Annotated in this window: 29 protein-coding genes; 20 read left to right on the top strand and 9 right to left on the bottom strand. The window is 64.8% G+C overall.

Annotated features, from left to right (window positions below; genetic code table 11):
• The first annotated feature begins 151 nt into the window (after nucleotides 1-151).
• Nucleotides 152-2,047 carry a carbon starvation CstA family protein gene (locus AMS69_RS03635; protein WP_053966724.1) on the top strand — a complete coding sequence of 632 codons (1,896 nt, stop codon included), beginning with the start codon at nucleotides 152-154 and terminating at the stop codon, nucleotides 2,045-2,047.
• 42 nt (nucleotides 2,048-2,089) lie between these two features.
• On the opposite strand, the gene AMS69_RS03630 is transcribed toward AMS69_RS03635, so the two are convergent.
• Nucleotides 2,090-2,686 carry a DUF6517 family protein gene (locus tag AMS69_RS03630; RefSeq protein ID WP_053966723.1) on the bottom strand — a complete coding sequence of 199 codons (597 nt, stop codon included), beginning with the start codon at nucleotides 2,684-2,686 and terminating at the stop codon, nucleotides 2,090-2,092.
• Nucleotides 2,683-3,366, bottom strand: a complete 684-nt coding sequence (locus tag AMS69_RS03625) for a hypothetical protein (RefSeq protein ID WP_053966722.1) — start codon at nucleotides 3,364-3,366, stop codon at nucleotides 2,683-2,685. Before AMS69_RS03625 ends, AMS69_RS03630 begins: the two co-directional genes overlap by 4 nt.
• Before the next feature lie 176 nt (nucleotides 3,367-3,542).
• Here AMS69_RS03625 and AMS69_RS03620 point away from each other — a divergent pair, with 176 nt between their 5' ends.
• Complete coding sequence (locus AMS69_RS03620; protein WP_053966721.1) at nucleotides 3,543-3,758, top strand: hypothetical protein; 216 nt, start codon at nucleotides 3,543-3,545, stop codon at nucleotides 3,756-3,758.
• Between the two features lie 5 nt (nucleotides 3,759-3,763).
• Here the strand turns inward: AMS69_RS03620 and AMS69_RS03615 are convergent, their stop codons facing one another.
• The gene (locus AMS69_RS03615; RefSeq protein ID WP_053966720.1) at nucleotides 3,764-4,963 is read right to left on the bottom strand and encodes an inorganic phosphate transporter; all 1,200 of its coding nucleotides are present in this window, start codon (nucleotides 4,961-4,963) and stop codon (nucleotides 3,764-3,766) included.
• A 127-nt stretch (nucleotides 4,964-5,090) separates the two neighbouring features.
• On the opposite strand from AMS69_RS03615, the gene AMS69_RS03610 reads away from it, so the two are divergent.
• Nucleotides 5,091-5,372, top strand: coding sequence for a hypothetical protein (locus AMS69_RS03610; protein ID WP_053966719.1), 282 nt, complete (start codon nucleotides 5,091-5,093; stop codon nucleotides 5,370-5,372).
• A 79-nt stretch (nucleotides 5,373-5,451) separates the two neighbouring features.
• Here AMS69_RS03610 and AMS69_RS03605 read toward each other — a convergent pair whose 3' ends face one another.
• Entirely contained in the window at nucleotides 5,452-6,150 is a 699-nt protein-coding gene (locus AMS69_RS03605; protein WP_053966718.1) for a DUF5828 family protein, read from the bottom strand.
• A gap of 250 nt (nucleotides 6,151-6,400) precedes the next feature.
• On the opposite strand from AMS69_RS03605, the gene AMS69_RS03600 reads away from it, so the two are divergent.
• The 8 genes from AMS69_RS03600 (at nucleotide 6,401) to AMS69_RS21245 (ending at nucleotide 14,086) form a co-directional block, all read left to right on the top strand.
• Nucleotides 6,401-7,093, top strand: a complete 693-nt coding sequence (locus tag AMS69_RS03600) for a type 1 glutamine amidotransferase domain-containing protein (RefSeq protein WP_053966717.1) — start codon at nucleotides 6,401-6,403, stop codon at nucleotides 7,091-7,093.
• 201 nt (nucleotides 7,094-7,294) lie between these two features.
• Nucleotides 7,295-8,341 (top strand): TAXI family TRAP transporter solute-binding subunit, encoded by a 1,047-nt coding sequence (locus tag AMS69_RS03595; RefSeq protein WP_053966716.1) that lies wholly within the window; start codon nucleotides 7,295-7,297, stop codon nucleotides 8,339-8,341.
• A 61-nt stretch (nucleotides 8,342-8,402) separates the two neighbouring features.
• Nucleotides 8,403-8,891 carry a DUF1850 domain-containing protein gene (locus AMS69_RS03590; RefSeq protein WP_053966715.1) on the top strand — a complete coding sequence of 163 codons (489 nt, stop codon included), beginning with the start codon at nucleotides 8,403-8,405 and terminating at the stop codon, nucleotides 8,889-8,891.
• Nucleotides 8,888-11,599 (top strand): TRAP transporter permease, encoded by a 2,712-nt coding sequence (locus tag AMS69_RS03585; RefSeq protein WP_053966714.1) that lies wholly within the window; start codon nucleotides 8,888-8,890, stop codon nucleotides 11,597-11,599. The genes AMS69_RS03590 and AMS69_RS03585 overlap by 4 nt, the downstream gene beginning before the upstream one ends.
• 113 nt (nucleotides 11,600-11,712) lie before the next feature.
• Nucleotides 11,713-12,390 carry a uracil phosphoribosyltransferase gene (upp, locus tag AMS69_RS03580; protein ID WP_053966713.1) on the top strand — a complete coding sequence of 226 codons (678 nt, stop codon included), beginning with the start codon at nucleotides 11,713-11,715 and terminating at the stop codon, nucleotides 12,388-12,390.
• A 262-nt stretch (nucleotides 12,391-12,652) separates the two neighbouring features.
• Nucleotides 12,653-13,090 carry a DUF2391 family protein gene (locus AMS69_RS03575; protein WP_053966712.1) on the top strand — a complete coding sequence of 146 codons (438 nt, stop codon included), beginning with the start codon at nucleotides 12,653-12,655 and terminating at the stop codon, nucleotides 13,088-13,090.
• A gap of 46 nt (nucleotides 13,091-13,136) precedes the next feature.
• On the top strand, nucleotides 13,137-13,721 hold the full coding sequence (locus AMS69_RS03570; RefSeq protein ID WP_053966711.1) for a DUF7090 family protein: 585 nt from the start codon (nucleotides 13,137-13,139) through the stop codon (nucleotides 13,719-13,721).
• A gap of 206 nt (nucleotides 13,722-13,927) precedes the next feature.
• Nucleotides 13,928-14,086, top strand: coding sequence for a DUF7563 family protein (locus AMS69_RS21245; RefSeq protein ID WP_044952319.1), 159 nt, complete (start codon nucleotides 13,928-13,930; stop codon nucleotides 14,084-14,086).
• 106 nt (nucleotides 14,087-14,192) lie between these two features.
• On the opposite strand, the gene glmM is transcribed toward AMS69_RS21245, so the two are convergent.
• The gene (gene glmM / locus AMS69_RS03565) at nucleotides 14,193-15,509 is read right to left on the bottom strand and encodes a phosphoglucosamine mutase (RefSeq protein ID WP_053966710.1); all 1,317 of its coding nucleotides are present in this window, start codon (nucleotides 15,507-15,509) and stop codon (nucleotides 14,193-14,195) included.
• Between the two features lie 63 nt (nucleotides 15,510-15,572).
• A complete protein-coding gene (locus AMS69_RS03560; RefSeq protein ID WP_238378339.1) occupies nucleotides 15,573-15,749 on the bottom strand; it encodes a hypothetical protein in 177 nt (58 codons plus the stop codon).
• A 58-nt stretch (nucleotides 15,750-15,807) separates the two neighbouring features.
• On the opposite strand from AMS69_RS03560, the gene rpiA reads away from it, so the two are divergent.
• Complete coding sequence (rpiA, locus tag AMS69_RS03555; protein ID WP_053966708.1) at nucleotides 15,808-16,494, top strand: ribose-5-phosphate isomerase RpiA; 687 nt, start codon at nucleotides 15,808-15,810, stop codon at nucleotides 16,492-16,494.
• A gap of 48 nt (nucleotides 16,495-16,542) precedes the next feature.
• Here rpiA and AMS69_RS03550 read toward each other — a convergent pair whose 3' ends face one another.
• Complete coding sequence (locus tag AMS69_RS03550) at nucleotides 16,543-16,710, bottom strand: hypothetical protein (protein ID WP_004517708.1); 168 nt, start codon at nucleotides 16,708-16,710, stop codon at nucleotides 16,543-16,545.
• Between the two features lie 288 nt (nucleotides 16,711-16,998).
• Here AMS69_RS03550 and larB point away from each other — a divergent pair, with 288 nt between their 5' ends.
• From larB to AMS69_RS03530, 5 genes are all read left to right on the top strand, one after another.
• Entirely contained in the window at nucleotides 16,999-17,763 is a 765-nt protein-coding gene (gene larB / locus AMS69_RS03545) for a nickel pincer cofactor biosynthesis protein LarB (protein WP_053966707.1), read from the top strand.
• A gap of 102 nt (nucleotides 17,764-17,865) precedes the next feature.
• Entirely contained in the window at nucleotides 17,866-18,015 is a 150-nt protein-coding gene (locus tag AMS69_RS21240) for a DUF7563 family protein (protein WP_420182198.1), read from the top strand.
• A gap of 27 nt (nucleotides 18,016-18,042) precedes the next feature.
• Complete coding sequence (locus tag AMS69_RS03540; RefSeq protein ID WP_053966706.1) at nucleotides 18,043-18,327, top strand: GIY-YIG nuclease family protein; 285 nt, start codon at nucleotides 18,043-18,045, stop codon at nucleotides 18,325-18,327.
• Nucleotides 18,328-18,510: 183 nt separating this feature from the next.
• Entirely contained in the window at nucleotides 18,511-19,908 is a 1,398-nt protein-coding gene (locus AMS69_RS03535; protein WP_053966705.1) for a phosphoglucomutase, read from the top strand.
• Between the two features lie 24 nt (nucleotides 19,909-19,932).
• Nucleotides 19,933-20,385, top strand: coding sequence for a pyridoxamine 5'-phosphate oxidase family protein (locus AMS69_RS03530; RefSeq protein WP_053966704.1), 453 nt, complete (start codon nucleotides 19,933-19,935; stop codon nucleotides 20,383-20,385).
• A gap of 11 nt (nucleotides 20,386-20,396) precedes the next feature.
• On the opposite strand, the gene AMS69_RS03525 is transcribed toward AMS69_RS03530, so the two are convergent.
• Both AMS69_RS03525 and samp2 read right to left on the bottom strand, forming a co-directional pair.
• On the bottom strand, nucleotides 20,397-20,780 hold the full coding sequence (locus AMS69_RS03525; RefSeq protein ID WP_053966703.1) for a GNAT family N-acetyltransferase: 384 nt from the start codon (nucleotides 20,778-20,780) through the stop codon (nucleotides 20,397-20,399).
• 29 nt (nucleotides 20,781-20,809) lie between these two features.
• Nucleotides 20,810-21,010 (bottom strand): ubiquitin-like small modifier protein SAMP2, encoded by a 201-nt coding sequence (samp2, locus tag AMS69_RS03520; protein ID WP_053966702.1) that lies wholly within the window; start codon nucleotides 21,008-21,010, stop codon nucleotides 20,810-20,812.
• A gap of 186 nt (nucleotides 21,011-21,196) precedes the next feature.
• On the opposite strand from samp2, the gene AMS69_RS03515 reads away from it, so the two are divergent.
• The 3 genes from AMS69_RS03515 to alaS all read left to right on the top strand — a co-directional run bounded on the left by AMS69_RS03515 (nucleotide 21,197) and on the right by alaS (nucleotide 25,748).
• Nucleotides 21,197-22,174: a replication factor C small subunit gene (locus AMS69_RS03515; protein ID WP_053966701.1), complete on the top strand. Its 978-nt coding sequence runs from the start codon at nucleotides 21,197-21,199 to the stop codon at nucleotides 22,172-22,174.
• Between the two features lie 92 nt (nucleotides 22,175-22,266).
• The gene (locus tag AMS69_RS03510) at nucleotides 22,267-22,899 is read left to right on the top strand and encodes an archaellin/type IV pilin N-terminal domain-containing protein (protein ID WP_053966700.1); all 633 of its coding nucleotides are present in this window, start codon (nucleotides 22,267-22,269) and stop codon (nucleotides 22,897-22,899) included.
• Between the two features lie 65 nt (nucleotides 22,900-22,964).
• Nucleotides 22,965-25,748 (top strand): alanine--tRNA ligase, encoded by a 2,784-nt coding sequence (alaS, locus tag AMS69_RS03505; protein ID WP_053966699.1) that lies wholly within the window; start codon nucleotides 22,965-22,967, stop codon nucleotides 25,746-25,748.
• Nucleotides 25,749-25,750 lie beyond the last annotated feature (2 nt).

Below are 25,750 nucleotides of genomic sequence, written 5' to 3'. Positions count from 1 at the left end.
GCGGGCTGCGCATGACCGATAAGTAATCGGATACAGGTTTTGTCTACGGGTTGATATAGTGCGGCCGAGCGGATTCTGATGGACTTGAGAAGTATAAGAAATATATAATAACTATTAATAGCTTGATGTTGGTTACCATTCATGCATACACATGACACAGGTAATCTGGATCGTTCTGGCAGTACTGCTGACGTTCAGCGTGGGGTATCTGGGGTATTCGAAGTACCTCGCACGGTTCCTCGAACTCGACGACGACAACGAGACACCGGCGCACAAATACGAGGACGGGCAGGAGTACGTCCCGTCGAAGAAGCCGGTGTTGCTCGGCCACCACTACTCCAGTATTGCGGGTGGGGCACCGATTGTGGGACCGATTACAGCAGGCGCCGTGTGGGGGTGGGTTCCCGCACTTCTGTGGATTGCTATCGGCAACCCGCTGATGGGCAGCGTCCACGACTTCGTCTCGCTGTCTGGCTCACTCAGACACGAGGGGAAGTCCATCGGCTACATCATCGGTGAGTACATCGGGGAGGGAGGCAAGAACATGCTGCTGTGGTTCGCCTTCCTCACCATCATCCTCGTCGTCGCGGTGTTCGCGCTGGTGGTCGCCATCGTGTTCGACGCGTTCCCGCAGGTGACCACCGCGAGCTTCGTCTACATCGCGCTGGCGTTCCTGCTGGGGGTGTACCTCTACCAGCTGAACGGGCCGTTCCTTCCCGGGACCGTCGTGTTCGTGGCCCTGGTGTTCGCCGGCGTGTACGCGGGCATCCAGTACCCGTTCGCGCTGTTCCCGGCTGTCGGTGACGCGAGCTACCCCGCAGGCACGCTCGTTCTCGCGGACGTGCTGAACCTCGGCAGCGGGCAGTGGATACCCGGCTCCTCTGCGACGGCGATGAACCCCAACCGTGCGGCGTGGGTGCCGATAATCATGGTGTACGCGGGCATCGCGAGCGCGCTCCCGGTGTGGGTGCTGCTCCAGCCGCGTGACTACCTGTCGTCGTTCCTGCTGTACGCCGGCGTCGGCGGCTCGCTGGTAGCCGTCATCGTCGGCACGATCTTCGGCACGGCTGCTACCGAGAGCGGCTCGCTGGTCATCGCGGACTCGATGGGCGCGTTCAACGGCTTCTGGGGTGTCGAGGGCGCGGGCCTCGCGCCGCTGTTCCCGCTGCTGTTCATCACCATCGCCTGCGGGACCATCAGTGGTTTCCACTCGCTGGTGTCCTCCGGGACGACAGCCAAGCAGTTGAACAAGGAGACCGACGCCCGCCTCATCGGCTACGGCGGGATGCTCGGCGAGGGGCTGCTGGCCGCCGTCGCGCTGTCGACGCTCGCCGTGGCCGGCTTCGCCGACCCCGCCGGTGGCATCGGTGCTGCGCTGCCGAACTTTGCGACGGGTGGCGGCATCATCTTCACCAGCCTCGGCGTCCCACAGAGCTTCGGCGCGCCGTTCATGGCGCTCGTGCTGGTGAGCTTCCTGCTGACCTCGACTGACACGGCCGTCCGACTCGGTCGCTACATGATGGAGGAAATCGTCGGGCTTCGGGCGGGCGAGACGGCTTCCGGCTTCAACGTCGGCGGCGGCATCCGTTCGACCCTCGGCGAGATCGGTCGTGGCCGCTACACGAATCCGCTCGTCCAGGCCATCCCGGCCTATCTGATGGTCATCTCCGGCGAGTGGCTCACCCTGTGGGCCCTGTTCGGCGGCGCGAACCAGCTGCTGGCCGCGCTGGCGCTGCTCACTGCGACCGTCTGGCTCGCCAACTGGGACGACAGCAAGCAGCTGTACTCCACGGGCGTGCCGATGGCGATTATGACGACTATCACCATCCTGGGGCTGTCCTGGCTGGCGTTCTACAGCAACCTCTACCAGAACCTCATCCAGGGCGGTGCCGAGGGCACTGCGGCGATCGCCTCCTCGACCGTTCAGATGGTGCTGGCGCTGGTCCTCATCGGTCTCGCGCTGGCGCTGGTCAAGAAAGGCTACGACAACATCAGTACGGTCCGTGACCGTGGTCGCGCCGGCGCGGTTGAGCCGGGCGACGACTGACACGGCGACTGCTTTTCCGTTTTCTTGCACTGACAGCGACAGCTACGCGCTCCGCGTGACCGCGCCGAACGGTGCCCCATTGCCATCTGGGGCAGTTGCTATCCCGGTCACCGCGTCTTCATCGGCACGGACCCGGGCCCGAACGAGCGTCCGCTCGCTGCCGTCGACCATCGCCGTCGCTGTCATCCGCGTCGTTTCGGTCCCGAGAAGCGTCGCCGACCCGCGTTCGGCCCACTCCGAAACGGCGTCGACCTCGGCGTCGGTCGCAAGCGAGACGACGCGGGCGTCCTCGACCGCCGTCAGCGGGTCACGGACGACTTCAGGCTGGTCGACGACCCGCACGGCCGGGGCGGTCAGGAGGCCAAACAGCGCCCCGCTCGGCGATTCGTAGACGCGCCGGAACACCGTCGCGACCACGTCCTGGCGCGAGGTCAACTGCACGTCGCCGGAGAAGTCGACGGTCACCGTCGTTTCGACGGTGGAGCTGTCCTCGACAACGAGTGAGTAGCCGCTGGATTCAGGGAGTACCGCCGGCGCGGCCGCGCTGGCCTCTATCGGCTCGCTCTCTTCGGGCAGGACACTACAGCCGGTCAGCGCGGCCGTACAGGCGACGACGAAGCCCCGCCGGGTCGGCATCATTGCCAAAACCGCTTGGCGATCCGCGACAGCACCCCTTCCTCGGGCTGGGTCACGTCCTCCCAGAGGATGAAGGCCTCAAGCACGTCGGCGGCCTCGCCGGCGACGGCCACCTGCTCGTCCGGAACGACGACGCCCAGATTCACCTCGTAGTGGCCGTAATAGCCGAACTTCAACAGCGTGCGCTCGCGCTGCCCCTCGACGAACGCCCGGACTTCTTCGGGCAGTTCGTCGGCGACGAGGACGAACGTGAAGTCGGTTCGGTAGTGCTCCTCGTTGGCGTTCACGCGCTCGTCGGCCAGGTCGTGGCCCAGTTCGACCAGGCGCTTCAGCTCGCCGACCGTGGGCCGGTCGACGCGGCGGGCGTAGACGTACTCTTCGGACTCGTGGTCGCCGTAGGACAGCGCCGGGTGGAAGAACTGCTTCTGATTGAGGACCCGCATCTCGCCGTAGAGGTCCCAGCGCTCGCCCCGGAGCCGGTGGTCTCGCTCCAGCGTGTAGTTGTACATCAGGCGGTCGCTCACCCGGTCGAAATACGGATCGTCCGTCCAGTGTGGGACCTCCTCGACGATTTCGTCGGGCAGCTCCGACTTCGGGACCGCACCGGTGATGGGGTCTTCCCAGTCGTCCGCACCGTACTCCGGCGGTTCGTCGACCGACCCGGATTCGGATTTCTCGCTCATCGTGCCGAGTCGCGTGGGCGTTTAATTCGAACCGATCCCATGCCGCGGTAGCTCATACCATGCCGATGCCGTGTCGGCGTCTTAAGCCCGTCGGTCAGTCGACGGTCGCTCACGGGCCGCACACGACCGCCGCGGCAGGTTTTTGATGCTGGCGTTTCAATTACTCACTAACAATCATGGGTAAAGATACCGAAGCCTGCGGTCGCTGCTCAATGACCGTCGTCGTTGACGCTGTCGACGAAACCGAGGGGGAGAAACCTCACGACCCCTTCGGTGACGACCGAATTGAGGTCGACCAGCGGGACATCGAGCGCGTCTCGCCCGAGGCCTGGATGGGGCGGCTCTCGACCCGCATCAACGAAGCTGTGAGTCGCTACGTCTGGGGCCGCTGACCGGCTCACAGCGCCGTGTCGATGATCCAGAAGAGCCCGTAGCTCAGCGCGAACGCCAGCGCCAGCGACCCGACCCAGGCCAGCACCGTCTTGCCCATCTTCTCCCGACTGACTTCGCCGCCGCCGGCGGCCGCGCCGGAGCCGACGATAGCGGAGACAATTATCTCGTTGAACGACACGGGAATGCCGAAGAAGACGGCCGCCTGCGCGATGATGAAGCTCGGAATCAACGCGCCGATAGAGCGCCGTGGCCCGAGCGAAGAGTAGTCCTGTGCCAGCGCCTTTATCATCCGTGGCGCGCCCGTCCACGAGCCGACGAGGAGGCCGAGGCCGCCGAACAGCAGGACGCCGGTGATGGGGATAGCCGCCGTCGGCCCATCGCCGAGCAGGGGCACCAACGGCCCCAGCGCCAGCCCGACCTGGCTTCCGCCAGCGGAGAAGGCTACGAGACCACCCATCACCAGCAGGAAGTGGCGCTGTCCGGCGGCGGCATCCGCCCGGATGTCGAGGTACAGCAGACCCCCTGCGAGCACGCCGATAAGGAGCGTTACGACGACCATCGACGGCAGTATCGGCGTGCCGGCCGCCCGTGCGACGGCGCGGGCTACCGACGTCTGCTCGCTACCCGGCGCGAGGAGGACAAACTCGATGTTCGCCAGAATCACACCGACCAGCCCGGCCAGCAGCGGGACGAGCCGCTCCTCGGTGGTGGCCTCGTGCCGGAGCGACCACGCCGTCCCGAAGGCGATACCGCCGCCGACGAAAGGCGTCAGGACCCACAGCGAGACGATTTCGACGTACTTGGCCGTCGCCGGCTGGCCCCCTATCGCCAGCCCGACGCCGACAACCGCGCCGGTGACGGTAAACGCTGTCGCGATGGGATAGCCGGTGAAGATGCCGACGGCGACCAGTACTGCCGCGGTCAGCAGCGCGACGATAGCGGCGATAGCCGACAGGCCGCCGCCACTCGGGAACAGCACGAGTTCGCTCCCGACGGCTTCTGTGACGTTGGCCCCCTGCAGGACTGCGCCGGCCAGCCCGAGGATGCCCACGAAAAACCCGGCCCGCATCACTGAAATCGCGTTCGCGCCGACGGCCGGCGCGAACGGCGTGGACCCGGACGACCCAGCACCGATGGCCCAGGCCATGAACAGACTTGCGGCTGACGCGATAACAAGCGTCACAATCGTACTCGTCGCGACCATCTGTGACGGCGTTTGCCCCGGCCTGCAATGAGCCTACCGTTCGCGCACCCGTCACGACCGTGACTACCGACGCTGACGCAGGCGGGACGGCCAAACGTTCAGGTGCCAGCGCGTGGTTCGGTCCCGTATGTCCGCCACTGACAAGACGGTCCGCGTCTGGCTGGTCGAACGAACCTACTCCGACGACGAGCAGAACCTCATCATCCTCACGTACGCGACGCCCGACGGCGAGCAGTACTTCCGCAAGGAGCGCGCGCTGACTTCCTTTTCGGATGTCCGGGAGACCACGGCCGCCGTCGACGCCGACCCGGACAACCTCGGGTCCGTCGACGACCCGGACCTGCAGGCGCAGTACGCGGCCGAAGCGACGCGGATGGCCGAGGCCCACGACCCCGACGACGCTATCTAAGCGCCTGTGCGGCTACGCTCGCGCCTTGCCCGTCCTGTCTCCCGGACGCAAAATCACTGCCGCTCGCATGGCGGCGAGCTTAGTTCGTCTTCGCATCGGTCTCCTCGCCCGGCTCCGTCGCATCCACGCCCTCCGCGGCCTCGACAGCCTCGGTGACTTTCTCTGTGTCGACGTGCCAGCGGTCGACGGCCTGCTCGAAGTCGGCGAGCTTGTTCGAGACGCGCATCTTCAGATCGTCGTCGTTGACGTTGACCTCGAAGACGTACTCTGGGCGGTCCTCGTCGCCGACGCGGCGAAGGTTCGCGCTGATGAGGTCGTTGTCGAAATAGTATGGCGCGATCTGTGTCATCACGTTGCGGTAGACGGTGTCTTCCACCTTCCGCAGGGCCTTCCGGCTGGCCGAGTCGGCCGCGCGGGCCACGTAGTCGACGGACTCGCTCCAGCGCTCCATCGCCTCGTTCGGTTCGTCGAGGTTCTCGTAGGACTCGCTGAGCTTCTCGCCGGCGGTCTGGAGGTCTTCGTCCGGTCCCTTGCCGGCCTGTTCGCCCTTGCCCTCGTCGACACTCGCCTGGTCAGCGGTTTTCTCGTTGACGTCCTCGTCAAGTCGCTCGTGGCTCTTCGGTCGCCACTCGTCGAACTCACTGAGGGCGTCTTCGTCGACGGCTTCGCTCGAAGCGATGTCTTTCAGCGCTTGCGTGATGCGCTCGCCGTGTTCGACGATGTCGACCCAGCCACCTTTCGTCTTGAATCCTGAAACGCTCTCTTCGATGTCTGCCATGGTATAATAGATCGGTCTATGACAGCCGCGGAACCTGCTGTAATGGGCTGTCCATCTATACACACCGAATTGCTGCTCAGTGGGGTTAAACGTTTCCGCTGTAACGGTGTGGTCGATATTCGCCCGGCGCGGTCATTGCCGCCCTTCGACAACAACGCGGTGCGTCCAGAGACCTGCGAAGCGACCTGCCTGCTCGCTTCGCTCAACACCGAACGGCCGCTTATAAGGATTGCACGCGAATAGGAGTCTGATGTCATCCGCACTATTCGTCGTAAGCGAATACGGGTACTGGGGCGAAGAATGTATCGAGCCACTGACGACCCTCTCAGACGCCGGTCTGGATATCACGGTGGCGACACCGACCGGCGAGCCGCCGGTACTTGACGAACGCTCCGTCGACCCCGACGAAGTCGGCGAAGACCTCTCGGAACACGTTCGTGAGGTCCACGAGACTGACGAGCGCCTGAACAACCCGATTCCGCTGGCACAGGCCGATGCCGACGACTACGACACTGTTGTGTTCCCCGGTGGTCACGGCGCTGAGTGGGATATCACCCAAGACACGCACGCCCGTGAACTGCTTCGCGAGAGCGTCGCCGGCGACGACGGGAAGGCCCTCGTCGTCTGTCACACGGTCGGGATTCTGGCCTTTACTCGCGACAGCGACGGCGAGTTCCTCGTCGACGGCCGTTCGGTCACCGGCTTCCCGAACGCCTGGGAGGAGGGCATCGTCGACGAGAACGACCTGCTCCCCGACGGCCGGAAGCTCCCGTACTGGGTCGAAGACGAGGTGAAGGCGGCTGGCGCGGACTGGGACGCCGAACTCGACGCCGACACCAGCATCACCGTCGACGGTGACCTCATCACGGCTCGTGGCCCGCCGTCCTCGGCGGAAGCCGCCCGCACGCTGCTCGACGAACTCGGCATCGAGACGTCCGCGTAACGGCTCCTGACGTGGCAGGTATCTGTTGAAACATAATTAACGCTGAAATTACTGTGAGATGGGATATCTCGACTGGCCGTCTTTTCTCAGCCGCCTCCCGTCCAGCGAATAACACTGTCACACGCTATCGCACAATATAGTCAAATAACGACTGTATACTAGCTAACATTCTTGAATACCCCGTGCAACGTAGACATACGTATGACTAACAACTCCACGCGTAGGCGGTTCCTCAAGACAGCAGGCGTTGCAGGCGTCGCGGCACTCGCTGGCTGTGGCGGTGGCGGCGATGGCGGCGACGGTGGCGACGGCGGCATGACCGAGACCGAAGGCGACGGCGGCGACGGCGGCATGACCGAGACAGACGGTGACGGCGGCGACGGCGGCGACATGGAGACCCGCCTCTCCTGGCATGCCGGCGGCACCGGTGGGACCTACTTCCCGCTCTCGAACGAGTTCAAGACGGTCGTCGAGGAGAACACGGACTTCACGCTGAACGTCCAGTCGACCGGTGCGAGCGTCGAGAACGTCGGCAGCCTCGCTAGCGGTGACGCTGACTTCGCGCTCATTCAGAACGACATCGCGTCGTTCGCGAAAAACGGCACTGGGATCGATGCGTTCCAGGACAACGCCGTCGAGAATCTTCAGGGCGTTGCGACACTGTACCCCGAGACAATCACGGTCGTCACTCTCGCGGACACGGGCATTACGCAGCTCTCCGACCTCGAAGGGGCGACGATCAACACCGGCGACCTCGGGAGCGGGACCCAGGTCAACGCCCTCCAGATTCTGGAGTCCGTTGGCATCTCCGATTTCACCGAGCAGAACGCCTCGTTCTCCCAGGCCGCCGACCAGCTCCGGAACGGCGACATCGACGCCGCGTTCGTCGTCGGCGGCTGGCCGGTCGGCGCTATCGAGGACCTCGCGAACACCAACGACCTCGTCATTGTCCCGATCTCCGGCGACAACCGCGACGCGGCCAAGGAAGACGCATCGTGGTTCGCTAACGACACTATCCCTGCCGGCACCTACACCGGCGTCGACGAGGCTGTCGAAACAATCGCCGTCCAGGCGATGATCGCAACGAACGCTGAACAGCCCGAACAGACGGTCGAGAGCGTCACTGCCGCCATCTTCGACAACGTCGACGACCTGTCCATCAAGACGGACTTCATCAGCAAGGACTCCGCACAGGACGGGATGTCCATCGAACTCCACCCTGGCGCAGCGGCCTACTTCGACGCGTAACGCCGCTGACTGACACCATCCGTATTGTTTACTACCCGTCTTCGACTATCCAGCAACCGGAATGAGACGACGATATGTTGCAATCACGGTGCTCGTTGCCCTCCTCCTCATCGGGACTGTAGCGGCGCTTCCCGGCGGGCGTGCACTAGTCGTCGAAGACACTGAGACCGGTGAGCAGTATCTGACGGTCCCGGTCGAGGACGGAACGACGGTGGCGCTGGAGTACATGCACAGCGTCGAAAAAACGCGCGTCTACGACGAGTACACAGTCCGTGGCGACCATCTTGAGATGACCCGCATGGAGTTCGAATCGTTCGGCTGGGGACTCCCGAGCGGGGCCAACGTCACGCGGCAAGACGGAATGTATGTTTTTGACCCGCCGGGGAACTACACGCGTGTGACAGTCTCTCCCGGTGATGTTGCAGGACATAACCTTCACGTCGGAGGCGAAACCTACGACTTGGTAGCCCGCACCAACGGCCACTCGGTCCACCTCTATGTGGCCCAGCGCTCGTCGTTCGGTGCCGCGACAGACCGGCTCAACACATGACTGACAACACACGATCTGACGACGGCGGGGAGGCCGTATCGGACGAGGAAGTCGATGAAGTACTGCAGGAGATCGAGCGGAAACGCTCGCTCACTGGCTGGGCGGTTGTCCTCGTCGCGCTCATCGGCATCTCGTTTTCGGTGTTTCAGATGTGGCTCGCGGCGAAAGGGTTCGTCCTCTCGATTTCGCTTCCCGGCGTCGGTGACGTCGTGTTCGCGTCACTGCAACTGCTCCAGATCAACGCTGTCCACGTCTCCTTCGGCCTCATTCTGACGTTCTTGCTGTATCCCGGCAGCACCGGCGATGGGCCGCTCTCCCGGCGCTGTATCGCGCTCGGATCGCTAGTCGAGGAGAAACTCGGCCCGGAGCATCCGCTGTCTCGCGTCGTTCACGCTATCGGGAGCGCCCTTGCCTGGGCGTTCCTCGACGCCGAGATGGACCGTGTGACGCCCTCGGATTTCGTCTTCATGGCCCTGTCGGCGCTATCGGCTGCGTATTTCATCACTGACTTCGATGAGATACAGCGCATGCGCGCACTTGGCCTTGAGCGTGGCCGTCCCATCCAAGACGTATTCACCTTCTTGGAGCCGATAGCGGGCCTGCTCGGGCCGCTCGCTGACACCTCCTACGCGTTCGTGCTGGGCGTGGTCGGTGTCTTGCTCGTCCTCGAAGCGACCCGCCGGGCCATCAGCCTCTGGCTGATGGTCATCGTCGCCGTGTTCATCGTTTACGCTCGGTTCGGCGTCCTCATTCCACAGGACGCCGCCTACGTCGGCGTACTCTCCATCCCGGAACTGTCCTGGCCCTCTATCATCCAGAACCTCTGGTACAACACGGAAAACGGGGTGTTCGGAATTCCGGTCACCGTCTCCGTGCAGTTCATCTACATCTTCATCCTCTTTGGCGCGTTTCTGGAGATGTCCGGCGCGGGGCAGTGGTTCATCGACCTCGCGTACGGCGCGACGGGCACTCGGAAGGGTGGCCCGGCGAAGGCGTCCATTCTCGCAAGCGGCTTTATGGGAACCATCTCCGGGTCCTCCATTGCGAACACGGTGACGACCGGCGCGTTCACCATCCCGCTGATGAAGCGGTCGGGCTACTCGCCGGAGTTCTCCGGCGGTGTCGAGGCGTCTGCCTCCTCGGGCGGTCAGATCCTCCCGCCGGTGATGGGGGCCGCCGCATTCCTCATCGTCCAGTACACAGCGACGCCGTTCGCCGATGTCATCGTCGTCGCGACGATCCCCGCCATCGTCTTCTTCTTCGGCGTCTGGGTGATGGTCCACTTCGAGGCGGTCAAGGAGAACATCGGCGGCCTCGACTCCTCCGAACTGGTCGACCTTCGGAGCCATTTCCGTAGCGGCTGGTTCTACCTCGTCCCGCTCGGACTGCTGCTGTACTACCTCATCATCGAGCGGCTATCTGTCGCCCGCTCGGCGTGGTTTACGCTCATCGCAATCGGGGCGCTCATCACGCTCGTCGCGGCCTACGGCGACGAGACGCGTGCCAGACTCGGAGCGATTCTCGGCGTGCTGTTCGGCGCGACGCTGCTGTCGCAGTTCCTGTTCGGGGCCGGCGTCATAGGGACGCTGGCCGGCGACGGAACCGGGAGCCAGTCGGTTATGGCCGCGTTCTCGGCCACAGTCGGCGAACTCGGGACGCTGACAATCCTCTCCGGCGTTCTCACGCTTGTCACCAAACCGCGACTCGACTCGCCGCTGCTGTCGTTCGACAATGCCGTCGATGACACCGCCGAAACGACCGCTGACGCCGTTGGCCGCCCGGACCTGGCCTCGAACGGGCTGTACAGGCTCGGTGTCTTCGTCGGGAAGTCGATGGAGAGCGGGGCCAGAACCGCGGTCCCGGTCGTCATCGCCGTCGCCGCCGCCGGCATCATTCCGGGTGTCATCAGCGTCTCCGGTCTCGGCCCGAACCTTGTCTCGCTCATCACGGCCGTCGCCGGCGGCTCGCTGGTCCTGCTGTTGCTCGTCACCGCGTTCTCCTCGATTATCCTCGGGATGGGGATGCCGACGACGGTGACCTACATCATCCTCGTCTCCCTGCTCGCACCGGCGCTGACCGAGTTCGGCGTCCCGCTGCTTGCGGCGCACCTGTTCATCCTCTATTTCGGCGTCATCGCCGACATCACGCCGCCGGTCGCGGTGGCCGCCTACGCCGCCTCCGGCGTTGCGAAGTCCGACGCCTTCGAAACCGGTATCGAGGCGTTCTCGCTGTCGCTCAACAAGGCAATCGTCCCGTTCGCGTTTATCGTCACGCCGGGCATCATCCTGCTCCGGCGCAACCCTGACGCCGCCAGTCTTGATGTCGGGGACAAATACCGGGTCGTCGGGGCTGCGGACTTCCTCGATGTCGGCTACGCGATTCCCGAGATACTGATACCCGTGATCGGCGTCTTCCTCGGCGTTGTCGCGCTGGCCGCGACAGTCATCGGGTTCGCGTACGCACCGGTCTCCCGTGGCGAACGCGGGGCGTTCGCGTTCAGTTCGCTGCTTCTGATGGCCCCCGGCCTCGCGGTGTCGGGAGCGTACGACATCCTCGGCCTGGTCGGCATCGCCGGTGGCGAGATGACGGTGTTGCTCGACATCGTACTCCGCGGCGTCGGCCTCGCGTTGTTCCTCTTCCTCATGGCCAAGAACCGCCAGCGCGGCGGCGACCCCGCGACGCAGGCGGGCACGCCCGAGCCGGCCTGATACTGTTGGCTGTCAGTCTGTACCGAACTTCGACACCGCGAACATCTTACAATAGTTACAGCCGGAAGTGTGAGTGAGAACCGTTTAACCCATCGGGGGTCAACGGGCACGATATGCCAATCGAACAGCGCGGCGACGCCTCTGTCGTCACGCACGCGCTGGCGCGAGACGAACTGACTCGGATACGAAACGTCGAGACCGAACAGGTCGCGTTCCGGAAGGGACTGGTCCGCCTCGGCCGTATCTGTGGCTACGAGATCATCGACGGTCGGATGGAGACCGAATACACGGAAGTCCAGACGCCGCTGACCACGACGATGGGCGAACGCGTCAAAGGACTCGACGACGTGGTTATCGTCAACGTCCTCCGCGCGGCGACGCCGTTCGTCGAGGGACTGCTCAAAGCCTTCCCCCGCGCCAGACAGGGCGTTATCTCAGCCAGCCGTGACGAGGAAGCCGGGATGAACGACGACGGCGAGTTCCCAATCTCCGTCGAGTACGTCAAACTGCCCGAAATCACCGAAGACGACACCGTCATCATCGCGGACCCGATGCTTGCGACCGGGTCGACGATGGCCACGGTACTGGACTACATCACCTCGGAGAAGACGGAGCCGGAGAACCTGCTCGTTCTGGCCGCAGTCTCCGCGCCCGAGGGAATCGTCCGCGTCTCGGAGGCCCAGCCGGACGCCGACATCATCAGCGTCGCTATCGACGATGAACTCGACGAGGACGGGTTCATCGTCCCGGGGCTCGGCGACGCCGGTGACCGGGCCTTCCGGACGACGTAAGCCGTCGCCGCCCGCTCGACCCGTCGGTCGTGGACGAAACGTTTTTATTCGCTGCCTGAATCAGCCGATGATGTCGCGATTTTCCGCCCCCTCACAGCTACTCCACCCCCCTGCTTCACTTGGAAACCCGGAGACGGTGGCGTATTTCTCTTCCAATTGAAACGAGACCGTCAGCTGTGACCCACCCCGCGACGGCCGGGTGTCGGTCCTTTGGACAGTCGCGGACCGGGAGACTTTCGTGTTGACGGGACAGCAACCCGGTATGGGCCGACGCCGATACCGGGTCGCGGACACCGCCCAGCAACTCGTCGGCGGGTTCCTGCTCGCGGGACCGTTCGTCGTGACCGAGGAAGTGTGGGTGCTGGCCGAGAATATGTCCTGGTATCACGCGGTACTCGTCGTCGGTATCGTGTTCGCTATCGGTTACGGGGCGCTGTACAAGGCCGACGCCGACCGTGACGTGGACACTGAGGCGGAGGTGGCCGGCATCCCGGTCCGGTTCGTCTCGCTGATGATTGTGGCGTTTGGCTCCGTCGCAATTCTTGCGGTGGCGTTTACTGCGCCGGACACGTTCCTGGTCAACGGTGGGATTCTGCCGGACCCGACGCCGATGGCCGTCACCCTGACGACGCTGAAAGCCATCACCGTCGGTGCTATCTTCAGCGTCGTCGGGGCTGCGACGGCGGACAGCGTATTCTGACCGTGACCCGCACACTTAATTGGGTTCCACTCTCGTTGATGTGCATATGGAGTATACGCTGGCTATCGACAACGCGCCGGAGACTGTTCCGGGTGGCACAGGGATACTGCTCCTGCACCCGAGTACCGGCGAGACGGACCGACTGGACACGGACTTCCTTGCGACCGACACGGACTCGATGCTCGTCATCTCGACCCGGACCACCGCCCGGGAGGTCAAGCAGAAACTGGAGTACTACGAGGTCGACGAGTCGAAGGCGACTATCCTCGATACGCTGTCGGTCGAACGGGGCTACACCCGCCGCCGCTCCGAGGGCGTTCGGTACGTCTCCGCGCCGGATGACCTGTCCGGCATCGTCTCGGAGACCGAGACGTTCCTGCAGGACCACGACGGGAAACTCCGCGTGACCTTCGACTCGCTGACGGAACTCATCTACTACGCCGACGAGGCGGGCGCGCTGTCAGCCGTTGAGGACATCCTCGACCTGCTAGACGAGTACGACGCTGTCGGGATGTTCCACCTCGCCGACGAGGTTCACGACGAGGAGACGGTCGCGGCGTTCCGGGACCTCTTCGACGGCGTCATCGAACTCTCCGAGGACGGCACCATCACGAGTTCCTTCGAGGACTAACCGCCCACACTCCGCCCCAAATCCACCGCTCCTTGGATGTCGTTGTAACAGCCAATCGACACTAGCGCCCCCATTGCGCTCTCTGCTGACGTTCCCTTCTTTCGAACGAAACGGTGTTTTCCCCCGGTAGCGACGCCAACGCCCCGTATGCGAACTCTTACCAAACCAATAACAATTAAGAGGGTATAACCCACATACAGGGTTGTATGCCGGAATGCCAGAACTGCGGTAATTTTGTAACGGCTGACTACGCGCGTGTGTTCACGCCGAACGGGGTCGAAAAGCCCAGGGTCTGTCCGCAGTGCGAAGACAAGATTCGCGACGGGGCAGACGTCCGTGAGGCCCGGTCCACACGTCGCGGATAGAACCGGTCAGGAACTGCCGCCCTGTGACCTGACGGTTGCGGGGACGTTTTCCTCGCCGGCTGCACTCGCTACCAACTGCTGTTTTCGGATCTTTTCGTCTCACCTTCTATACCAGCGCGTCCGTGAGGCGTGTGCGTGCCTCCTCGAACACCGCATCAGCACGGTCCGGGTTACGGGCTTCGGCGGTAATCCGAACGAGCGGCTGTGTACCGCTGGCCCGCAGGAGGAACCACGCGTCGCCGAGGTCGACGCGGACGCCGTCGAGCGTCGTCACGTCGTCGTAGGTCTCGGTCACTGTCTCACGAACGCGGTCCATCACCGCTTCTTTCTCGTCAGTTTCGACGCTGTCCCGGCGGATGGGGTACTCCGGCACGTCGACGGCGCGGTCGCCCAGCGGGCGTTCGCTGTCCAGTGCGGCGGCGGTACAGGCCGCCAGCGGACCGTCCGGACACAGCGTTCGCTCAGGCCAGATCCACGCACCGCTTGGCTCGCCGCCGAAGGCGACCCCCTCAGCACTTGCAGCCTCGGCGACGTACACGTCTCCGACCGGGGTGTACTCGACGGAGACGTCGATATCGCTGAGGTGGTCCTCTACGGCGAGACTCGTATCGACCGGCACGGCGACCCGCTCGCCCGGTGACGCCGCGGTACGGGCGAACACGGCCAGCAACACGTCGCCCGAAAGGAAGGTCCCGTCGGCCGCCACCGCCCGCATCCGGTCAGCGTCACCGTCGTGGGCGATACCGAGATCTGCGTCGGACTCGGCCACCAGCGTCGTCAGCGACTCACAGTGTTCGGCTTTCGGCTCCGAGGGGCGACCGGGGAACGCGCCGTCCGGCTGGCCGTTGAGCGTCTCGACGGCACAGCCAAGCTCTGTGAGAGCGTCGACGCTGACCCGGCCCGCACCGTTACCGAGGTCGACGACGACGTGACTGTCGAGATCTTGCTCGCCGACTTCGGCGACCAGCGCGTCGACGTGGCGCTGGCCGGCGTCCCACGACTCGTGGTCGCCGCTCTCGTCCCACGTTGCCGGCGCAAACGCGTTCTCGTCTAGCCGCCGTTCGATGGTCGCTCGCAGGTCTGCATCGAACGCCTGGCCGCTGGGTTGCCAGAGCTTGATTCCGTTGTCTTCCGGCGGGTTGTGACTCGCTGTCACCGCGACGCCGGCGTCGGCGTCCTGCCAGGCCACCGCTCGGCCGATGGTTGGCGTCGCCGCGGTGCCGAGGTCGACCGCGTCGACGCCGCTCTCTCGGAGGCCGGCCACGAGTGCCGCCTGCAGGTACTCGCCGCTCGCCCGCGGGTCACGGCCCACGACCACCCGCTCGCAGTCGACGCCGAGCGCCCGTCCCACCGACAGCGCCAACTCGGCCGTCACCGTCTCGCCGACGGGGCCGCGAATGCCGCTCGTTCCGAACTGTGTCATTACTGCTCTCTGGGTCGGGCCGCCCCTAAAATCCATCCGGCATCGGACGGCCGTCGCGGGCCGCTACTGCCCCGGTGACCACTCGCAGACCGTGCCGGTCGTCAGGTCTGCCGCGTCGATGTGGGCCGCCAGACAGCCGTAGTTGCAAAATCGGCCCGTCGGCTCTCCCTCGGGAGACTCGCTGACGTAGACAGGGTCGTGGGCCTCGACCCGACAGCCACAGTACGTGCAGTCGGCCATGCGGGCGCTTGGAGTCGGGAGAACAAACGTTTTGTCCGCGTCTGTCGACCCACCGCACATGAAACAGGGCGGCTCCGACGCGGCGAAACGAGCAGCGGGCGAATCGGCGGCCGAAGCGGTCGAGGACGGCATGGTGGTCGGGCTGGGGACCGGGTCGACGGCGGCCCACGCCATCCGCGCCATCGGGCGGGCGGTCGACGCCGGACTCGACGTCGCGGGCGTCCCCACGTCGTTCCAGTCCCGCCAGCTGGCCCGGGACTGTGGCATCCCACTGGCGGACCTCGACGACGTATCGGTCGACCTCGCCATCGACGGGGCCGACGAGGTGGCCGGCGGCAACCTCATCAAAGGTGGCGGCGCAGCGCACGCCCGGGAGAAGATAGTTGATGCGAGCGCTGACCGCTTTCTCGTCGTCGCCGATCCGACGAAGGAGGCGGACGTGCTCTCACATCCCGTTCCCGTGGAAGTGCTTCCGATGGCTCGCTCGACGGTCGCCACGGCGGTTGCAGACCTGGGCGGTGACCCGTCGCTTCGACGTGCAGAACGTAAGGACGGCCCCGTCGTCACCGATAACGGGAACCTCGTGCTCGACTGTGACTTCGGAGCTGTCGACGACCCTGCCGCGCTCGCCGGCGACCTCGCCGCGCTCCCCGGTGTTGTCGAGCACGGACTGTTCGTCGATATGGCTGATGAGATTCACGTTGGCACCACTGACGGCGTCACCGTCCGACCGCTCTCGGAGTAGCTGCCGCTGGTCAGCTGGTCGCAAAAAAATACGCTGCTTGAAACGACCTTACAGGTCGCGCGGCTGGACCGTCTTCCGGTCGTTCTCGTCGGCTCGTCGGGCTGCGTCCTGAAGCAGCTCTTCGACTTCCTCGTCGAGTGCGTCGTAGAAGTCGGACGCTACGTTCATGTCGTTGAGCTCTTCCTTAACGGCGGCTTTGACGATTAGGTCTGCCATACAGACGAGGTATCGACGGGGGTTACTTATATACTTTCTCCAATTAGTTCGCTCTCGACCCTATTACCGGCAGTTTGAGGCATTATACGACACATAACCCCTTATAAATCCACAATTGTGTCCGACTAACTCCGTCAGAATACGCCTTTTGACCTGCTCCAGACGGCTATTGTCGCGTTACGCCGGCCGAGCGTCGCTCACGCGCGCTCCCACAGGTTCGACCCTGATTGTGCCGAGACGCCGACCTGGACCGACGGATAGGAGTGGTCGTATCCCCGAATGGGTCCTATGCGCGAGATACTCGATTCGGTTGCGGCGGGCGACCTCTCCCCGGCAGAAGCCGAGGCGGCGCTTGCGGGCTACGCGACCAGTGGGGCCGGTCGGTTCGACGCCGCCCGGGAGAACCGTGCCGGCGTCCCCGAAGCTGTCCTCGCGGACGGGAAAACGCCGACGGAAGTGGCGGAGCTGGCGGCGACAGCCATCGAGACGACGGAGCGGGCTATCGTGACGCGGCTCGACGCAGCAACTGCAACGACCGTCCGGGAGCGACTGGACGAGACCGCCCCGGACGCGACAGTTCGCTGGGACGACCGCTCGAACTGGCTGGTGGCGACAACGCCGGCGTTCGAACGCCCGTCGCTGGACGCGTCAGTGGGTATCGTCACTGCCGGGACGTCTGACGCTGTGCCGGCCGGTGAGGCCGCGCTCATCGCCGAGGAGATGGGGGCCACCGTGACCCGTATCGACGATGTCGGCGTTGCGAGCCTTGCTCGGACGATAGACGCGGTCGATGGCCTCCGAGACCAGGATGTTCTCATCATCGCGGCGGGCCGCGAAGGTGCGCTTCCGACGGTTGTCGCCGGTCTCGTCGACGTGCCAATCATCGGTTTACCTGTCTCGACCGGCTACGGCCACGGCGGCGAGGGTGAGGCGGCTCTTTCTGGGTTGCTCCAGTCCTGTACCGCCCTCTCCGTCGTGAACATCGACGCCGGCTTCACCGCCGGCACGCAAGCCGGCCTAATCGCCAGACAGCTCGACGATGCACGGGACTAGCAACCCTCTCCGACCGCGGGCATACCCAAGTATTTGGGTAAAGAGCTATGAGAGTAACGCGCGTACGCGTATACGTCGGCGGTGGTGTCGCCGACGAACACGATGCCTGAATGTGATCATTGCGGCGCGCACGTCTCAGACCAGTTCGCCCGAGTGTTCGCGGATGAACGCGGACACATCCGGGCGTGTCCCAACTGCTCGGCAAACGCTGGCATTGCCGAGGTATCGAGAGAGCGCGCCCAACAAGTGTGAGGCCCACTGGGCCACCAGCATCGTGCGATGACTACCGCGCGGAGCCCTTACCACGTGTACGTCCTCCGTTGTAGCGACAACACGTTTTACACCGGCTACACGACCGATGTGGAACGCCGCGTCCGCGAGCACGACGCCGGCGACGGCGCGAAGTACACGCGCGGCCGAACGCCGGTCGAACTGATCCACGTCGAGTCGTTTGACTCACAGTCCGACGCAATGAGCCGTGAATACGAGATCAAGCAGTACTCCAGAGCGGAGAAGGAACGACTCGTCGAATCCAGCGACGCCGAAGCGGACTTCGATATCTGAGCGGCCGCCACGACGGTTCGACTCGTCGACCGGCGTCGCCGTCCCGGGTGCCGTACTCGAAGCCGTCCTCGGTTCGCTCGACCGTCCCGGGTGCTGGTACCTGAACCCGTCCGCCCGGGACCGCAACGTGACAGCTCGCCGATGAGGCGTGACTTTTTGTCGGGGGGCCGAGAACCGCGGGCTATGGACAACGACGCGGATGCCGACGCAGGTGCAATCGCCTTCGGGACGGACGGCTGGCGGGCGACGCTGGACGTGTTCACGGAGCCGCGGGTCCGGATGGTCGGCCAGGCCGTCGCCACGACGCTCGCCGAGCGCGGGGAGACCGGGACCGTCGCCATCGGATACGACGCCCGCGAGACCTCGCCCGGGTTCGCCGACGAACTCGCACACGTCCTGCGCGCCAACGGGTTCGACGTGCTCTTGCCGGACCGAGACACGCCGACACCAATCCTTGCCTGGACGGTGAAAGACCGCGATCTGGCCGGGGCACTTCAGATCACGGCCAGCCACAACCCGCCGGAGTACAACGGCGTGAAGTTCATCCCCGGCGACGGCTCGCCGGCGCTGCCCGACTGGACGGCTGCCTTCGAGGAGAACCTCGCCGTCCTCGACCCGCTCCCCGAAGCCGAGTGGGGTGAGCGAACGGAGGACGACCTCATCACTCCGTTCCACGAGCACGCGCTGGACTACGTCGACACCGACCTCGACGGCCTGCCGGTCGCCTACGACGCGCTGTACGGCAGCGGCCGCGGCGTTACCGACGCCCTGCTCGAAGCTGCCGGCGCTGACGTGACCCGGCTCAACTGCGAGCAAGACCCCGAGTTCGGCGGTGGCTCACCCGAACCGTCGGCGGAGAACGCCGAGGGACTCGTCGAACACGTCTGTGACGGCGACGCCGCACTGGGGATTATCAACGACGGCGACGCCGACCGCATCGGCGTCGTCACGCCGGAGCGGGGCTACCTCGACCCCAATCTGTTCTTCGCCGCGATGTACGACTTCCTGCTCGAAGACGCCGCCGGCGACGTGGTCCGGACGGTCTCCACGTCGAGCATCGTCGATCGCGTCGCCGAGGCCCACGGGCAGGCCGTCCACGAGGTCGCTGTCGGCTTCAAGTGGGTCGCCGAGGCGATGGCCGACCACGACGCGCTGTTCGGCGGCGAGGAATCGGGCGGTTTCGGCCTGCCGGACCACCTGCGGAACAAGGACGGCGTGCTGGTGGCGCTGGTCGCCGCTGCCGCCGAGCGCGAGGAACCACTTGACGCTCGTGTCGACCGACTGCTGGACGAACACGGCGAAATCCACCAGGACCGCATCAGCGTTGACTGCCCCGACGACCGGAAGGAGGCCGTCCTCGACGACCTCGAAACCGCACTTCCAGACGCGCTGGCAGGGGCCGCTGTCGACGGTATCAACACTGTCGACGGGTTCAAGATTCGGCTCGAAGACGGGACGTGGGTGCTAGTCCGGCCCTCGGGCACAGAGCCGAAGCTCCGTGTCTACGCTGAGGCCGGCAGCGACGCCCGCGTCGACGAACTGCTCGATGCCGGTCGGGAGCTGGTCGAACCCCTCGTTTAAGCCCACAGCGTGCGTCGTCGGCCTATGGACACCGATATCGCGTTCGCCTACACAAAGGGGATGCCCGACGACGCCGTCCGCGACCGTCTCACCGCGAGCGAGAGCGGCGTGCTCGCGCTGGCAGACGGCGACGACGCGTACGCCTTCCCGGTGTTTCACCATTACGAGGGCGGATCGCTGTACTTCCGTCTGGGCGAGACGAGCGAGAGCGAGAAGTCGGCGTACCTCGACGCCACTGAAACGGCGACGTATGTCGTTACCGAGACGGCGGCGACGCCGGACGCGGAGTCGTGGACCGGCTGGAGCATTGTCGCCCGGGGACCGATAACGGCCATTCCCGACGGCGACCCAGCCTACGAGGCCGTCGAAATAAACGAGCGCTACGCGCCCATTCGGGTGTTCGACGAGCCGACCGACGAGATGGACGTGACGCTGTACGAACTGGCTATTGAAGAACTGACAGGCCGGCAGAACTGATTCCGACGGGGCTACTCGCGGACCCCGCGAAATCGGTCGGATTCGCTGTCGAGAGGCTCTATGTCGAACTCGAGTTGCTCGTAGAACGGTCGCACGTCCGCGTCGAACTCGGCGGTAACCCGGCCCCGCCGGTCGAGCGCTGCCTCGACGAGCGCCGTTCCGATACCCTGTCCGCGCCGACGCCGCCGGACGGCAATGGCTTCGATATGGGTCCCATCAACTACGAGTGCGCCGAGAACGCGCCCATCCGTCTCGCTGTCACCGGACGTTGCGACGAGTGTCCCGCCGTCTTCAGCACCCGCTCGCACGGTTTCCACGGCGATTGAGAGGACTGCCCCGTCGAGGACGTTCATCACGGCGGGCACTTCGTCGGGGTGTGCTGTACGGACGTGCATCGCTGTGCTGGAAGCTACTGTTCAACGCCTTATCCGCCTTTGATGAGACGCACGACCCGAACGTGGTCGGCCGTGACGGGCTGGTCAGTCGGCACGTGTTCGCCGTCGACGAGAACCGACACCTCGTGGGGGTTCAGGTCGACCGGTGCGAGCAGGTCGCCGTATGTCGCGTCCGCGTCCACCTCAAGTTCGTGGGTGTCTTCGCCGGCAATCTCGACGGTGACGTGCATGCCCGGCCGTACTTGGCCGACACACCTGAGACTGTCGACTCTCGCTACCTTCGAGATTGCCGACCACAATAAGCGCACGGCGCTCTTTCGCTTCCACGAAAGCGCGAGAACTCTCGCGGAGGCGGTCGTTCACTCGGCAGGGCTTAGTTTGTAAGAGTTAAGACCGGGCCACGCCTCGATTCGCCCATGAGTGAGGCCGAGTCCGAGTCGCGGGCGGGACGCGAGGAGGTCTGGATCGAGAAGTACCGCCCGCAGACGCTCGACGACGTGATGGGCCACGAGAACATCGTTGGGCGGCTCAAGAGCTACGTCTCGCGTAACGACCTGAGCCACATGCTGTTTTCCGGGCCGGCAGGGACGGGCAAGACGACGTGTGCGACGGCTATCGCCCGTGAGCTGTACGGCGACGACTGGCGCGAGCACTTCCTCGAACTGAACGCCTCCGACGAGCGCGGTATCGACGTGGTCCGGGACCGCATCAAGAACTTCGCCCGGACGAGCTTCGGCGGCGTCGAGTACCGTATCATTTTTCTCGACGAGGCCGACGCCCTGACAAGCGACGCCCAGTCGGCGCTGCGCCGGACGATGGAGCAGTTCTCGAACAACGTTCGCTTCATTCTCTCGTGTAACTACTCCAGCCAGATCATCGACCCAATTCAGTCGCGATGTGCCGTCTTCCGCTTCTCGCCGCTGGCCGATGACGCCGTGGCTGAGGAAATCCGAAATATCGCCGCCCAAGAGGACATCGAACTGACCGAAGACGGACTCGACGCGCTCGTCTACGCCGCCGACGGGGACATGCGCAAGGCCATCAACGGCCTGCAGGCCGCCTCGGTCAGCGGCGACACGGTCGACGAGTCGGCGGTGTACGCCATCACCTCGACGGCCCGGCCCGAGGAGATCCGGGAGATGGTCCAGTCGGCGCTGGACGGCGACTTCACTGCCTCGCGGGCAACCCTTGATAGACTACTGACAGAGGAGGGTATCGCGGGCGGCGACATCATCGACCAACTGCACCGCTCTATCTGGGAGTTCGACATCGACGACGACGCAGCCGTCCGGGTACTCGAACGCATCGGCGAAACTGATTATCGGATCACCCGCGGCGCGAACGAGCGCGTCCAACTCGAAGCGATGCTGGCCTCGCTTGCGCAGGGCGAGTAAGGGTCTCGTACCGAGAGTCTCCAATTTTTCACACCTGATAACTGGTCGGTGAAGTTTATTATGAAAGCTACATAAGAGTATCAACAACTGAAATGCAACGTTTACGACCATCTACGGAGGGGACGGGCGAGGACCGCGGACAGGTCGGGATCGGCACCCTGATCGTGTTTATCGCGATGGTGCTGGTCGCGGCAATCGCCGCTGGCGTACTCATCAACACTGCCGGGTTCCTGCAGAGTTCCGCGCAGGCGACGGGCCAGCAGTCCAGCGACTCGACGACCAACCGCATCCAGGTCGTCGGCATGACCGGTGACCACTTCACCAGCAACAGTGAGGTCGGCGTGGTGAACATCACGGTCAAGCGGGCACCGGGTGCGGGGAACGTGGACCTGGACAAGACGACCGTTCAGTGGATCGGTCCGAGCGGGTCGTACTACCAGCTCGCGGCCGGCGGTGCACAGGGTGAACCTGATGGCCGGTTTGTCGTCTCGACGGTTCAAGACAACGACGGCTCTCAGCCGGTGTTAAACGACGTTGAGGACCGATTCACGATCTCTCTTGATCTCGGCGAGAGTCAGGAAATCAATGGTGCTACCACGTTCGGCGAACCGCTGCCCGAAGGTGAGACTGCGACGCTACGTATTACTTCGCCGGCGGGCGGGATGACAACCGAGGAAGTAGTCGTGCCGAAGACCTTATCCGGGGAATCCTCAGTCACGCTCTGACAGACTGGGGACACTGCCGGCCCCTTCGGAACAGTTTTAGGCGAACGTGGGCCAACTGAACACCAATGAGCGACCTCGACGAGGCCTACCAACTCGACTACTTCGAGGAGGAGGGCTTCCACCGCCAGGAGTGTGCCTCCTGTGGCGACATGTTCTGGTCCCGCATCGAGCGTGAGACCTGCGGCGAGCCGCCGTGTGCGGAGTACGACTTCATCGACAACCCTGGCTTCGACGAGTCCCACTCGCTGACGGAGATGCGCGAGGCGTTCCTCTCTTTCTTCGAGGAGCGCGACCACGAGCGCATCGACCCGTACCCGGTGGCGGCGAACCGCTGGCGCGACGACGTGCTGTTGACGCAGGCGTCGATTTACGACTTCCAGCCGCTTGTCACCTCCGGGACGACGCCGCCGCCGGCGAACCCGCTGTGTATCAGCCAGCCCTGCATCCGGATGCAGGACATCGACAACGTCGGGAAAACGGGCCGGCACACGATGGCCTTCGAGATGATGGCCCACCACGCGTTCAACGCCCGCGAGGACATTGAGGACCCCGAGCAGTACGCCTACGAGGGCGAGGTGTACTGGAAAGACGAAACGGTCCAGCTCTGTGACGAACTGTTCGAGGAGATGGGCGCGAACCTGGACGAAATCGTCTACATCGAGGACCCATGGGTCGGCGGCGGCAACGCCGGCCCGGCCATCGAGGTCATCTACCGCGGGGCCGAACTCGCCACGCTCGTGTTCATGTCGATGGAGCAGGACCCCGACGGCGAGTACGAGATGAAAGACGGCAACCGCTACTCGCCGATGGACACCTACATCGTCGACACCGGCTACGGGCTGGAGCGGTGGACCTGGATGAGCCAGGGGACACCGACGGTGTACGAGGCGGTCTACCCCGACATGATAGCCTTCCTCAAGGACAACGCCGGCATCAAACTCACCGACGAGGAGGAGCGTATCGTCCACGAGGCCGCGAAGCTCGCAGGCCGGATGGACATCGACGAGGCCGAGGACATCGAGGCAGAGCGCGACACCATCGCCGCCGAGGTCGGCGTCGACGTCGAGGAACTGCGCGAGCTGATGGCCCCGCTTGAGGACATCTACGCCATCGCCGACCACTGCCGGACGCTCGCGTATATGCTCGGCGACGGCATCGTCCCCTCGAACGTCGGGACGGGCTACCTCGCGCGGATGGTGCTGCGCCGGACGAAGCGGCTGGTCGACGGCGTCGGCGTCGACGCGCCACTGGACGAACTCGTCGATATGCAGGCCGAGCGCCTCGACTACGAGAACCGCGACACCATCCGCGACATCGTCCGCACCGAGGTCGAGAAGTACCGCGAGACGCTGGACCGCGGTGGCCGGCGCGTCCGGCAGCTGGCCGAGGAGTACGCCGAGAAGGGCGAGCCGATACCGACCGAAGAGCTGGTCGAACTGTACGACTCCCACGGCATCCAGCCGGACATGGTCGAGGAAATCGCCGCCGAGAAGGGCGTCGCGGTCGACGTGCCCGATGACTTCTACGCGGTCGTCGCCCAGCGCCACGGCGGCGGCGACGCGGCGACCGAGGAATCCGAGACGCCCTACGCGGAGCGACTCGAAGAACTGCCCGAGACCGACCGGCTCTACTACGAGGACCAGCAGCGGACCGAGTTCGAGGCGGTCGTGCTTGAGGTGTTCGACCGCGACGACGACACCTACGACGTGGTGCTCGACCAGACGATGTTCTACCCGGAAGGTGGCGGCCAACCGCCGGACGAGGGGACACTGTCGACCGACGACGTCTCCGCCGAGGTGACCGATGTCCAGCAGTACGGCGACGTCATCGTCCATACCTGCGACGACGACCCCGGAAAGGGCGAGTTCGTCCGCGGGCAGGTCGACGCCACCCGTCGTCAGCGCCTGATGCAACACCACACGGCGACCCACATCGTCATCCACAGCGCCCGGCAAGTGCTCGGCGAACACGTCAGGCAGGCCGGGGCCCAGAAGGGGACCGACTCTGCCCGTATCGACATCCGCCACTACGAGTCGGTGAGCCGCGAGGAGGTCAAGGAGATAGAGCGGCTCGCAAACGACATCGTGCAGGATAATATCGCCGTCAAACAGGAGTGGCCCGACCGCAACGAGGCCGAGGAACGGTACGGCTTCGACCTCTATCAGGGCGGTATCCCGGCCGGCGAGCAGATCCGGCTCATCACCGTCGGCGACGACGTGCAGGCCTGTGGCGGCACCCACGTCGCCCGCACCGGCGACATCGGGGCCGTCAAGCTCCTGAACACCGAGCGAATTCAGGACGGCGTCATCCGGCTGACCTTCGCGGCGGGCAACGCCGCCATCGAGGCCACCCAGCGCACCGAGGACGCGCTCACCGAGGCCGCCGACGTGCTGGACGTCGCGCCCGATGCCGTCCCGGAGACCGCAGAGCGGTTCTTCGACGAGTGGAAGGCCCGCGGCAAGGAAATCGAACAGCTCAAAGAACAGCTCGCGGAGGCCCGCGCCAGCGGTGGCGGCGACAGCGAGGAAGTCGACGTGGGCGAGGCGACTGCCGTCGTTCAGCGGATCGACGCTGACATGGACGAACTCCGAGCGCAGGCAAACGCCGTCGTCGAGCAGGGCAACATCGCGGTGCTTGGATCGGGCCTCGACGGCGCACAGTTCGTCGTCTCTGTCCCCGACGGCGTCGATGTCGACGCCGGGGAGGTCGTCGGCGAACTCGCCGGCCGCGTCGGCGGCGGCGGCGGCGGCCCCCCGGACTTCGCTCAGGGTGGCGGTCCCGACGCGGACGCGCTGGACGACGCGCTGGACGACGCGCCGGACATCCTGCGAACTGTCGCGAACGCCTGACC

Origin of the sequence: Haloarcula rubripromontorii (genome assembly GCF_001280425.1) — an archaeon.
GTDB lineage: Archaea > Halobacteriota > Halobacteria > Halobacteriales > Haloarculaceae > Haloarcula > Haloarcula rubripromontorii.
Note: the sequence above shows the minus strand (reverse complement) of the source record. Positions and strands in the feature narration are given on the sequence as shown.